General features: G+C 33.1%; 15 protein-coding genes and 1 pseudogene. 7 read left to right on the top strand and 9 right to left on the bottom strand.

Features of this window, described 5'->3' with window-relative positions; all coding sequences use genetic code 11:
- Positions 1-15 precede the first annotated feature (15 nt).
- From BXU10_RS07895 to BXU10_RS07885, 3 genes are all read left to right on the top strand, one after another.
- Positions 16-543, top strand: a complete 528-nt coding sequence (locus BXU10_RS07895; RefSeq protein WP_078226877.1) for a hypothetical protein — start codon at positions 16-18, stop codon at positions 541-543.
- A gap of 77 nt (positions 544-620) precedes the next feature.
- Positions 621-1,247 carry a hypothetical protein gene (locus BXU10_RS07890; protein WP_078226876.1) on the top strand — a complete coding sequence of 209 codons (627 nt, stop codon included), beginning with the start codon at positions 621-623 and terminating at the stop codon, positions 1,245-1,247.
- An 89-nt stretch (positions 1,248-1,336) separates the two neighbouring features.
- Entirely contained in the window at positions 1,337-1,855 is a 519-nt protein-coding gene (locus BXU10_RS07885) for a hypothetical protein (RefSeq protein WP_123921967.1), read from the top strand.
- A 447-nt stretch (positions 1,856-2,302) separates the two neighbouring features.
- Here BXU10_RS07885 and BXU10_RS07880 read toward each other — a convergent pair whose 3' ends face one another.
- The 7 genes from BXU10_RS07880 to BXU10_RS07850 form a co-directional block, all read right to left on the bottom strand.
- Positions 2,303-3,235 (bottom strand): DUF3078 domain-containing protein, encoded by a 933-nt coding sequence (locus tag BXU10_RS07880; protein WP_078226874.1) that lies wholly within the window; start codon positions 3,233-3,235, stop codon positions 2,303-2,305.
- Positions 3,236-3,313: 78 nt separating this feature from the next.
- A complete protein-coding gene (locus BXU10_RS07875) occupies positions 3,314-3,823 on the bottom strand; it encodes a DUF2480 family protein (RefSeq protein ID WP_078226873.1) in 510 nt (169 codons plus the stop codon).
- An 82-nt stretch (positions 3,824-3,905) separates the two neighbouring features.
- Positions 3,906-4,229, bottom strand: a complete 324-nt coding sequence (locus tag BXU10_RS07870; protein ID WP_078227942.1) for an SUF system Fe-S cluster assembly protein — start codon at positions 4,227-4,229, stop codon at positions 3,906-3,908.
- 144 nt (positions 4,230-4,373) lie between these two features.
- Complete coding sequence (locus BXU10_RS07865; protein ID WP_078226872.1) at positions 4,374-4,784, bottom strand: GxxExxY protein; 411 nt, start codon at positions 4,782-4,784, stop codon at positions 4,374-4,376.
- A 183-nt stretch (positions 4,785-4,967) separates the two neighbouring features.
- On the bottom strand, positions 4,968-5,393 hold the full coding sequence (locus tag BXU10_RS07860) for a SufE family protein (protein WP_078226871.1): 426 nt from the start codon (positions 5,391-5,393) through the stop codon (positions 4,968-4,970).
- A 2-nt stretch (positions 5,394-5,395) separates the two neighbouring features.
- Positions 5,396-5,821 (bottom strand): hypothetical protein, encoded by a 426-nt coding sequence (locus BXU10_RS07855; RefSeq protein WP_078226870.1) that lies wholly within the window; start codon positions 5,819-5,821, stop codon positions 5,396-5,398.
- 11 nt (positions 5,822-5,832) lie between these two features.
- The gene (locus BXU10_RS07850) at positions 5,833-7,047 is read right to left on the bottom strand and encodes an aminotransferase class V-fold PLP-dependent enzyme (RefSeq protein WP_078226869.1); all 1,215 of its coding nucleotides are present in this window, start codon (positions 7,045-7,047) and stop codon (positions 5,833-5,835) included.
- Positions 7,048-7,272: 225 nt separating this feature from the next.
- Between BXU10_RS07850 and BXU10_RS07845 the strand changes: the two are divergent.
- A pseudogene (locus BXU10_RS07845) lies at positions 7,273-8,613 on the top strand (serine hydrolase domain-containing protein).
- A gap of 7 nt (positions 8,614-8,620) precedes the next feature.
- Positions 8,621-8,779 (top strand): hypothetical protein, encoded by a 159-nt coding sequence (locus BXU10_RS24970; RefSeq protein WP_189328070.1) that lies wholly within the window; start codon positions 8,621-8,623, stop codon positions 8,777-8,779.
- A gap of 130 nt (positions 8,780-8,909) precedes the next feature.
- Here BXU10_RS24970 and BXU10_RS07840 read toward each other — a convergent pair whose 3' ends face one another.
- A complete protein-coding gene (locus BXU10_RS07840; protein ID WP_078226868.1) occupies positions 8,910-9,449 on the bottom strand; it encodes a 3-hydroxyanthranilate 3,4-dioxygenase in 540 nt (179 codons plus the stop codon).
- 75 nt (positions 9,450-9,524) lie between these two features.
- Complete coding sequence (locus BXU10_RS07835; protein WP_078226867.1) at positions 9,525-10,616, bottom strand: endonuclease; 1,092 nt, start codon at positions 10,614-10,616, stop codon at positions 9,525-9,527.
- 120 nt (positions 10,617-10,736) lie between these two features.
- Between BXU10_RS07835 and BXU10_RS07830 the strand changes: the two genes are divergently transcribed.
- Complete coding sequence (locus BXU10_RS07830) at positions 10,737-11,738, top strand: LD-carboxypeptidase (protein WP_369801768.1); 1,002 nt, start codon at positions 10,737-10,739, stop codon at positions 11,736-11,738.
- Positions 11,739-11,858: 120 nt separating this feature from the next.
- A complete protein-coding gene (locus tag BXU10_RS07825) occupies positions 11,859-12,230 on the top strand; it encodes a YraN family protein (protein WP_078226866.1) in 372 nt (123 codons plus the stop codon).

Here is a 12,230-nt window from a genome sequence, read left to right as displayed (position 1 = left end):
ATTTGAATTCATAAAATGAAAAAATTACTATTTGTACTATTTACTGTTTTGATATCCTGTAAATCAAAACAAGAAGCCGTAACAAAACAAGATGTCACAATTGCATCAAAGTCTAAAAATCCAAATCATAAAGAACTGAAAGAATTTCAGGGAGATACTTTAAAATACGTACAAACTAAAATTTTAGACAGAAAAGAATATTACATCGGTAAAAAATTTGAAGTTCTATTAAATGATTTAAACATACCTATTGAAAGATTCATGTACACTCCCAATTTTAATAACATAAAAAAAGTCAGTAATACCATTTTTGAAATTTATGATGGTTTTGAAACCAGTAGAAAATTAGAGAAAGGGGAGATTCCTGTAAACATCATAATAACCTGGCAGACACCACTTAATGCTGATGAAGTAGATAAATTAATAATAGATAGAACCAAACGAGCTGAATGGACTCCTGAAAAAGAAGCGTATTTTAAACAGCAAATTGTAGGTAATGTAGTGAGAACAAATTATAATCTTGAAAATTATAAAAAGAAATAGGCAGATTTTAGAAAAAAAGAAGCCGTTTATCATTTTAGACGGCCTTCTCTTTTTAATTTAAGAAATAAACAATCCGAATGATAAACTATGTAATAAATAAAATTAAGCAAAAGTATATACTATCACTTAATATTTTTTTAATATTATTTGGATCTTCTTGCTCAATTAAAATTGAAGAGCAAATAGTTCAGGACTTTATTAAAGAAGAGAATTTAAAACGCACACAAAACACAGATGCCTCCTACTTAATTGAAGAAGCAGGTTCGAATGAAAATGTTTTAGAATATTACAAAATAGCATATTTAGATCGGGATTCAATATTTCACAACAGAAGAATTGATTCTTCTCCTCGTAATTTAAAAGTATGGCCAATAAATATGGCTGAAATAGAAGAATTAAAATCAATTTATAAAAACGATACTTTAGGATATCATTGGAAGTTAAAAAACTTCAATTCTCTAGACATTCCAATAATAAAAAGAAAAGAATTCGATTCTAAAATTGCGAATCAAAGTTTTTCTTTAAACACGTCAGGAAATGTTATTTCAAAACCTATTATTTCTGAAAATAAAATGTATGCCCTTTTATATTATTATAGTTTTGTACCAATGGCGAGCATTGATAAAAAAATATGTTTAGTTAAAAAAACAAAGGATAAATGGGTTGTTATAGCTGAATTTTATGATCCTAATGTCTTTAACTAAAAAAAAATCGACATCAAATTAGTTGGTGATGACCCTAACGGAAATACTATCATTATAATAAACGATTGCAAATAAACCAAAAAATGAAAATGAAAAAAATATTTTTTATAGTACTAATTGTTTTGGTTTCCTGTAAATCAAAACAAGAAGCCCTAACAAAACAAGATGTCACAATTGCATCAAAGTCTAAAAATCCAAATCATAAAGAACTGAAAGAATTTCAGGGAGATACTTTAAAATACGTACAAACTAAAATTTTAGACAGAAAAGAATATTATATAGGTAAAAAATTTGAAGTATTATTAGACGACCTAGATATCCCAATAAAAAATATCATGTTTACCCCTGATTTTAGTAACACCAAAAAAGTAAGTTATACATACTTTGAAATTTATGATGGTTTTGAAACCAGTAGAAAATTAGAAAAAGGGGAGATCCCTGTAAACATCATAATAACCTGGCAGCCTCCCCTTGACGCTAACAAATTAATTATTGATCGTACAAAAAGTGGCCAATGGACACCCGAAAAAGAAGCATATTTTAAACAGCAAATTGTAGGTGATGTAGTGAGAACAAATTATAATCTTGAAAATTATAAAAAGAAATAGGCAGATTTTAGAAAAAAAGAAGCCGTTTATCATTTTAGACGGCCTTCTCTTTTTAATTTAAGAAATAAACAATCCGAATGATAAACTATGTAATATAAATGAAAAATTACAGTTGTTTTAAAATCAATATATTTGAAAAAAGCCCACATTTAGTAATCTACATAAATTATCCGGTTACAAACGCTTTATTTAGTTCACAGCAATAAGCTGGTACTCGTTGCAAACGAGCACCGGATGGATTCATATTACCAGATTCCCTTATAATAAATTCCTGTATCCGGATTACAAGGATGCGATTGAGAAGGACGAAGAATAAAAATTCCTGATATTGTAAGTGCAAAAAAATAATCTATATTTTTATTAAAGTATAAACCAGATACAACAATATATAATAACAAAAGGCTGCTGAAAATTTTCAGCAGCCTTTTGTTATTGCTTTTAAAACTTTTAAAATCCGAAACTAATCCCTAGTCCAAAAACTTGTCTGGTTTGAAATCCCCTGAAAGCATTATCATCGTAAATGGCCTGGAAAGAAAAATTGGCTGATAGATATTTATTAACTTTCATAATGATATTTAAAGAGTAATCCATATCAACATTTTGTGGATCTTCTAAATAGTTTGAATAAACATTCAGGGTGTTTTCTGCAGTTACGTTGGTCATAATAGCCAGTTTGTAATAAATCGAGGAATAAAAACCTAATTCGTAACGTACACTTTTATTAGCATCAACTCCAAAATAAGTTCCATCTACGTAACCAGTTCCTGAAGTGTAAGCATTATCTACAAAAGTGAATTTTGAGGTTAATGGTGCAAAGTTTATTTTTAGATTGGCATCTTTTGACCAGTAAATACCAGGACCAGTAGTCAGATAACCCGGAGACAAAAACTTAGTACTTTCTGTTCTGATTTCTTTTCCGTTACTATCCTGACCATAAATATATCCTGTTGTGAACTGTGTCCTAAAATTCAAAAAATAGGAGTAATACCATTCTCCAAAAGCTTTTTTACCTACAATAGAGTTAAATTCTAAACGGTCATCCGTCTTTTTTGCGAAATCAGCCGTTTTAGTCTGTAAAAGTCCGTAAGAAGCCAGAATTTTGTTATCCCAGGTTATATCGTCTTTTTTGTAATTGAAGTCGTAATTAATTCCAAGAGTCCCTGAAAAACTGTCTTCTCCTCCTGCAATCCAGTTGTTGAAACTCGATTGATTTAACAACAGTGATACGGTTCCTTTGGTTTTCCAGCCTTCATCTACAACAGTATCGTTTATAATTTTAACTGCTTTTTCGGTATTCTGAATTAATTCTTTTTCGGTGTTTTGTGCCTGAACTAAAGCTAAATTTGCTAAAACGAAGAGTAATAGAAGTATCTTTCTCATAATGTTTAGTTTATATTGTAGTAACAAATATACTAAAAACCAGCAAAAGCCTTAAGATAAACAGATAGCAAAAGTACGTTATTTCTTAGATTCTTTGTACAAGGGTACTGCAGAACAAGCTTCTCCGTACATGATACTTTTTGCAAATGGCTGAAGATATGTCGTAACTAAAATATAAGCACGCATAGGTACCGGTTTTCTGGAACAGCCTTTTACAATAACAGGTTTGTTTTTATAGGATGAATAATCTATTGCAGGCAAAATTTCTTCGTATAAACTTCCGTCCAGATCTTCTATTGTTCCATTGACTACTTTTTTTGCAAATGGAGCTAATTGTACTGCAACTAAAATTAATGCCCAAGCCGGAATAATAGCATCTGTACTGCAATTTACGGCGACATATTGATCCTGATATTGCGACCAGTCATGATTTTTAAGATGCTCCCTAAAGTCTTTTTCTTTTAATAGAAATCCTTCAAGAAGCCATTGCGAAATATCAATCTGCACGCGCATTCCTTTTGGATAATAATCCTCCAGATCAAAAACTTCTAAGACGCTGTTGGCAACTTTATTGATAATTTCTTCCATTTTTTTAGTCTGAAAGCCGAAGCCTAAAAGTCATAAAGTCTTATAATTTAAGACTTTATGACTTTTAGGCTTATGACTATTTTTAAAGCATTCCTAATTCTAATTTTGCTTCCTCGCTCATTAAATCTTTGGTCCATGGCGGATCAAAAGTAATTTCAACATCTACATCTTTTATATGTTCAATTGTTTTTACCTTTTCTTCCACTTCACGTGGCAAACTTTCTGCAACAGGACAGTTTGGAGATGTTAAAGTCATCAGGATTTTCACTTCGTAATCCGTATTCACCATTACATCATAAATCAATCCTAATTCGTAAATATCTACAGGAATCTCAGGATCGTAAATCGTTTTTAAAACTTTTACAATTGATTCTCCTAATTCGTTTGTGTCTATTTCTTGTTCCATTTTATTTGTTTTTTCTTTTTCACCATATAAGTGATATAAGTTCATTTAATTTTTGAAACCTATTTGTGTCGGATAATAAAAGCGCATTTAAGAAGCGAACTTAAATTTACTTATATAACTTATATGGTTTAATTTTTATTTTTTTTAATCTTCTAACCAGCGATACAATTCGTTGACATATGTTTTTTGGCCTTCGTGAAAAATATTTGTAACGTTAAAGTTTATCATTAGTCCAATTGGAGACTTTAAAAGTTTCATATAAGACATTAATTTGGCAATATGAACTGGAATAATCTGATCAACAGCTTTTAATTCAAGTACTAAACAATTTTCTATAAATAAATCACATCTTAAATCTGATTCCAATACTAAGCCCTTATATTCAACCGGAATAATCAACTCAGATTGAAAATTTATTCCTCTTAAAGATAATTCTCTTATCAAGCACTGATGATAAATGTTTTCTAAAAGCCCTGCGCCAATATTTTTATGAACTTCAATCGCCGCTCCATTAACCTGATAAATTAAATCCGTTAAATATTTCTTTGTTATCATGTAATTTTTTCACAATAATAAGAAATAAAAAAGAACGATAAAACTTACTTTTTTTTATTTTTCACCATATAAGTAATATAAGTTAATTAAATACTGTAATCTTATATGATTTTCTTTCTTAAGTAAACCAGTAAGCACAAAGCTTATATTTTCTAATATGAACTTATATGGTTAAAAAAACTTTTAATTTTTGTTTTTTGAATCAAAAGCCAAAGCGTACATTTTAATGTTTTTTATCATTGAAACTAAACCGTTTGCACGTGTTGCAGATAGATGTTCCTTTAAACCAATTTCGTCTATAAATTGCGTATCCGCATTTATAATGTCTGATGCTTTTTGATTGGAGAAAGCGCGGATTAAAATTGCGATTATTCCTTTTGTCAAAATCGCATCGCTGTCTGCCGTGAACACAATTTTATCGTCTTTTTGTTCTCCCTGAAGCCAGACTTTCGACTGACATCCTTTGATTAAATTTTCGTCGGTTTTGTATTCTTCTTTGATTAACGGAAGACTTTTTCCTAATTCGATGATGTATTCGTAACGCTGCATCCAGTCATCAAACATCGAAAACTCGTCTATTATTTCGTCTTGTATTTCTTTAATTGTCATAATTATTCTTTAGCAAAATCAGTCAGCAAATTAACCAGTTTTTCAATCTCCTTTGGAGGGGAACCATTGTCAAAACCTTGTGTTTCGTAGGTTTTCTGATTTTGGGTTATTTTTAAATTTCCAATTGCAGCGCCATCATAAAAACGTTTTTCGGTTGGTGCTTTCAATGTTGGAATTTTTTCTAAATCTATCTTTTCAAATTCGGTTACAATTTTTTCCCAATTTGCCTTATCTATTTTATTTTCTACGGTTTGTGTATCTCTTCCTTTAGTAACTAAAACCGTTTGATTTTGCACCACTATCTTTTTATAATAACCTCTCGACATAGCCGAATATTCAATAACTGTTGACGTCATGTCTGTTTTTTTTTGGCTGGAACATCCCGTTCCGATAAACATAACCACAAGCAATAAAGATAGTATTCTCATAAGATGAATTTTTAGCTTAACATGGTTTTTGCCTTTTTAACAGCCTCAACCATTACATCAATTTCTTCTTTGGTGTTGTAAAAAGAAAAAGATGCACGAATGGTTCCCGGTATGCAAAAGAAATTCATGATTGGCTGCGCACAGTGATGTCCGGTACGAACTGCAATTCCTAATTTATCAATGATTGAACCAATATCATAAGGATGAATCCCGTCGATATTAAACGAAACTACCGAAGCTTTATTTTTTCCATTTCCGTAAATTCTCAAGCCTTCAATTTCAAGTAAACGTTTTGTAGCGTGTTCCAAAAGTTTGTTTTCCTGAAGCTGTATATTTCCAAAGCCTATATTATTCAAGTAATCAACAGCTGTACCTAAAACAATTCCGCCAGCGATATTTGGTGTTCCGGCTTCAAATTTATGAGGCAGATCGGCATAAGTTGTCTTTTCGAAAGTTACTTCTTTAATCATCTCTCCTCCGCCCTGATAAGGAGGAAGTTTGTTTAGCCACGCTTCTTTTCCGTACAAAATTCCGGTTCCGGTTGGCCCGCACATTTTATGCCCTGAAAAAGCGTAAAAATCACAATCCAAATCCTGAACGTCCGGTTTTAAATGCGGAACAGCCTGTGCTCCGTCAATTAAAACAGCAGCTCCAACGGCATGTGCTTTAGCAATCATTTCCTTCACAGGATTGATTACACCAAGTGCATTCGAAATATGGTTTACGGTAACGATTTTGGTTTTATCAGATAATAAAGATTCGTATTCGCTCATGATCAGCTCTCCTTCTTCATTGATCGGAATCACTTTTAAGACAGCTCCCGTTTTTTCACACAACATTTGCCACGGCACTATATTGCTGTGATGTTCCAGAGAAGAAACTAAAACTTCATCACCCGGTTTTAAAATAGAAGCAAAACCATTCGCTACTAAATTGATTCCGTGTGTTGTCCCCGAAGTAAATAAAACCTCGTGAGAAAATTTGGCATTGATATGATGTTGCAATTTTACCCGTGAAATTTCATAAGCGTCAGTCGCTAACTGGCTTAAAGTATGAACTCCACGGTGAATATTGGCGTTTATTTCCTGATAATATTTCGCTTCAGCATCAATCACGATTTGTGGTTTTTGCGAGGTTGCCCCATTGTCGAAATATATTAATGGTTTTCCGTTTACTTTTTCAGAAAGTATGGGAAAATCAGCTCTTATTTTTTGAATATCCAGCATAATTTATTTAGAAAAATTCTATTTACAAAAGTACTAAATCTAAATTGTTTTATCTGCCAATTCTATCATTTCCTTTTATAGTACTATCAAATTCAAAATTGTAATGCAGATTCCTCAAAAATTAATTCTTTTTTTCAGAGTTTCTTTCCAATAATTTAAAAACCAGCCTGATAAAATCCTGTCTATAAATTATTTATATTGCATTCAAAACAACTGCAAAAAATTATGAAAAAAGTCTTTCGTTTACTTGGCATTCTTCTTCTTTTAATAATTCTTTATTTTGGTTTTACAACTTATCCAAAACTGGATCTGATTTCAGGCTTTTCAGCCAAAAGTATTGCTTCGGGACATTTTTTGGATAACCGTTCGAAAGAGTTAATCGAAAAAACCGACAATGATATTAACCTCATCGACCTGGCAACAAACACAATTGATGATGCCGGAAAATTTGCTACTTCCAATGTCTACGGATTAAAGGAACGAAAAGCCATTTACCGTGAAGGTTTGGGAGCAACTTTAATAAATGATGATTTTGATGTTTCAAAACCCTATTTGCTTCCCAGAAGATTAAAATCTAAAACTTTGCCTTTCCCTTACGGAAACATCGAGCCAAAAGACACTATTTTTTCGAATATTGATTATAACCAATTAAAAAAAACAATCGACAACGCTTTTGACAAATCGGGTGGAAAGTTAAAACGAACCCGTGCCGTAGTTGTCTTGTACAAAAACAAACTGATTGCCGAAAAATACGATACCGGTTTTACGAAAGACAGTAAAATTTTAGGCTGGTCAATGACAAAAAGCATTACAAGTTCGGCTTTTGGAGTTTTGGCGAAACAAGGAAAAATAGATATTTATAAACCTGCTCCTGTCGCAGAATGGCAAAATGACGAACGAAAAAACATCACTATCAATGATCTGCTTCACATGAATTCCGGTTTGGAGTGGGAAGAAAATTACAACACCATTTGCGATGCTACCAAAATGCTTTTTCAGGCAGAAGATATGGGGAAAGTCCAACTGGACAAACCCGCTGAATTTAAACCTAACACACATTGGAACTACTCTTCGGGAACGACCAATTTATTATCACTGATTTTAAAAAGACAATTTAAAACCCAACAGGAATATCTTGATTTTTGGTACAGTGCCGTAATCGATAAAATCGGAATGAACTCTATGATTGTGGAACAGGATATGAGCGGAACTTTTGTAGGTTCCTCATACGCATGGGCAACTGCACGTGACTGGTCAAAATTTGGATTATTATATCTAAATAAAGGCAATTGGAACGGTAAACAAATTCTCGACGAAAGCTAGGTAAAATACACCGCAACCCCAACCAATACTTCTGAAGGAAAATACTGCGCACAATACTGGCTAAACGCCGGCGGGAAATTTCCTGAAGCTCCCCGCGACATGTTTTACTGCAACGGATATCAGGGACAAATGGTTGCTATTATTCAGTCAAAAGATATGGTGATTGTGAGAATGGGATTGAAAGAAGATCCTGCTTTTGATTTTAATGGTTTTTTGAAAGGGATTGTTGAGAGTTTGAAATAATAGTCAAATGAAAAAAATAGTATTCCCTATTGCAATGATGATTACTGGTTTTATTTTAAACGGCATAGCCTGGTCTGAAAATATTGGTGCGCCTGTAAACACAATTTGTCTTTGCCTTGGATTAGGTTTGCTTTTTTTCGGATTTATATTTTTATTGTCCGATTAAGAGTTTAATTAAAAAAAACTTTTGAAAACATAATAACCCCGATTACTTCACTTAGTTTTTATTTTAATCGGAGTTCAGTGAACTTCGTTTGTAACAAATAGCGGGAAATAGTTCATAAATCTTTTGAAAATTATTTTTTAGCCACAAATCTTGGGTCAGATTCCATAACGGTTCCGCAATTATCACAGGTTCTTAATTCTTCTGAATTGTAGAAATGTTCGAAATGTGGGAGGAAATCTTTTTCGATATTGTGCAGTTCAAAAAACACTTCATATAATTTATGGTTGCAGTTATCACAATGCCAAAGCAAACCATCCGTATAACCCAGTCCGGCACGTTTTCGCTCAATTACCAAACCTATTGAACCCTCCGAACGAACGGGTGAATGCGGAACTTTTGCAGGATGCAGGTACATATCGCCTGCATTCAGAATCATTTCCCTGCGTTCGCCATCCTCCTGAATGACTACTTTTATATTTCCTTCCAGCTGGTAAAAAAGTTCTTCGGTTTCGTTGTAATGATAATCTTTTCTGGCATTTGGGCCTGCGACAATCATCACAATATAATCACCGGAGTCTACATATAAATTTTTATTTCCAACAGGCGGTTTTAGTAAATGACGGTTTTCGTCTATCCATTTAGTCAGGTTGAAAGGTTTTGCTATGGCCATTTTTTGAGATTCTAAGTTTCTGAGAGGCTAAGTTAAGGAAAATTTGTAGAGACGCACTGCAATGTGTTTATGGATCTACATTTCTTTTATCAGATAAATATAAACCGGAAAATGGTCACTGAAACCTACTTCATTTGTACTGTGCCGTAGCGGATATCCTTTGTATTTTCCTGAATTCTGGATAAGATACGGTTTATTGAAAATTCCGGCTTTCCAGAATTTGAATGATGAAAAATCAGGTTTTATAAGTGATTCCGTAATAATGATCTGATCGAAAATATCCCAGGAATCCCGAAAAGCTGTTGTTCCCATGCCCCGTTTCGCCATTTCTTCAAAAGGATTATAAGTGCCAAATTCCGGAACTTCTGCTTTTTTGGCTTTTGCCCCCAAGGCAACTTTTATACTTTTGTTATAAGGACCGTCATTTAAATCGCCCATTGTAATCACTTTTGCATTTGGATTGATTTGCTGTAACGAATCCATTATTTTGCGGTTTAATTTTCCGGCTGCTTCCCGATATTCACTTGTGGCTTTTTCACCTCCGGAACGCGAAGGCCAGTGATTAACTATAATACTGATTTCTTCTCCTTCTAAAAAACCCGTTATCAAAAGCTGGTCACGGGTAAAAACACGGTTGTTTTCCTTTTTTATTGCTGTCTCTTCATCAGGTGATTCTTCGTTTTTTTCTTCTTCTTTCTCTTTATTTTTTAATATATATAAAGGTATGTTTGAAAAAGTAGTGGGCTTGAAAAATTTCTTCTGATACAATAAAGCCACATCTATTCCGCGTTTGTCCGGCGAATCAAAATGGATGATTCCGTAATCAAAGGGCGATAATCCGGGCTGTTTCACTAAATCTTCCAGAACACCTCTGTTCTCAATTTCTGAAGCTCCAACAAAAACAGGCGCATTTGGGTTTTCCGGTTTGCCAATTTCTGATAGGACTTTTGAAAGGTTTTGCAGTTTCTGATTGTATTTTTCTGTTGTCCAGTTTTGACTTCCCAAAGGTGTCCATTCATCATCATTGGTGTAAACATCATCAATTGTGTCAAAAAGATTTTCGAAATTGTAAAAAGCTACTGTATGGATTACATATTTTTTAGCCTGACCAAAAGACGTAATTGAAAAAAAGAAAATCAAAAAAATTCTAAGTATTGTTATTTGCATAAAAATGGGGTTTTTAAATCGCTGAAATTAATGAATTTTTACATTTGTAAGAAATTTCAATTAATTTTATTTTTTTAAATCTCTATCTTTGTTATCAATAAATCAAAAGCCAAAAAGAAAATGAATACAAGCAGATTCCTTCCTATAAACAGCCCTTTTGCTTTTTGTAAATTCGTATTCCTTATTTTTGCTTTACAATCCTTTACCTGTCAATCACAACAAAATATGATAACACCACCTTATTTACAAAAAGGAGATACTGTAGCTCTTTTGGCAACAGCCCGAAAAAACATCGACGATAATTTAAAACCTACCATAGATTTACTAAAAAGCTGGGGATTAGAAGCTGTAATCGGAAGTTCAATTGGTCTGGATTACCATCAACTGGCAGGAACAGATGAACAGCGCGCTGCCGATTTTCAAAAACAACTTGATAATCCGAATATTAAGGCGATTTGGTGTGTGCGAGGCGGTTACGGAACTGTCAGAATGCTGGATTTACTGGATTTTACCAAATTTAAACAACATCCAAAATGGGTTGTTGGTTTTAGCGATGTGACAGTTTTACACAATCATTTGAATACGATGGGATACAAATCGATTCACGGCGTAATGCCGGTTACGATTCCGCGTGCGACTCCGGCAGCCATTAGTTCGATGAAATCGGCTTTGTTTGGTGAGCCTTTGTCTTATTCGGTTGCGCCTCATACTATGAACCGTTTTGGTCAGGGAACAGGTGAATTGGTGGGTGGAAATCTTTCTATCTTATACAGTTTATTAGGATCACCATCGGCAATTGACTGCAAGGACAAGATTCTTTTTATTGAAGATTTAGACGAATACCTCTATCATATTGATCGTATGATGATGAATTTACGTCGAAATGGCTGTATCGAAAATCTGAAAGGAATTATTATTGGCGGTATGACCAAAATGAAAGACAATGAAGTTCCTTGGGGGAAAAATGCACTTGAAATTATTGACGATGTGACTAAAAAATACAATATTCCGGTGATTTTTAATTTCCCGGCCGGACATATTCAGGACAATCGTGCACTAGTTATGGGAAGTACGATTTCAATTGAAGTGAATGCTTCCGGAAGTAATGTTGTTTTTAAGTAAAAAATTTATGAGTTAATAATTATAGGTTATGAGGTTAACAAATAATTTCATGGCCTATATTTTTTTACAACACTTTATTATCACTTATATCTCACAAATTTTAACTCATAACTCCAAAAAATGGCAGAACACAACGAACTTGGGAAAAAAGGTGAAGATCTTGCCGTAGAATATCTGCTTCAAAATGATTATAAAATTTTAGAACGAAACTGGATTTTTCAAAAAGCCGAAATTGATATTATTGCTAAAAAAGATCATTTTTTGGCCGTGATAGAAGTAAAGACCAGATCGAGTTTAGATTATGGTTCTCCTCAGGATTTTGTGAAACCAAAAAAGATTCAGCTTCTCATAAAAGCAGTAAATGCCTACATAAACGATAGGGAAAAGGATTTTGATAATGATTTAGAAATTCGTTTTGACATTATTGCCATCCATAAAACCGAGGAAACATTTGCTATTGAGCATCTTACTGACGCATTTTATCATTTTTAA

Origin of the sequence: Flavobacterium sp. LM4 (assembly GCF_002017935.1) — a bacterium.
Classification (GTDB): Bacteria; Bacteroidota; Bacteroidia; order Flavobacteriales; family Flavobacteriaceae; genus Flavobacterium; species Flavobacterium chungangense.
This window is presented reverse-complemented; position numbering and strand designations above follow the sequence as displayed.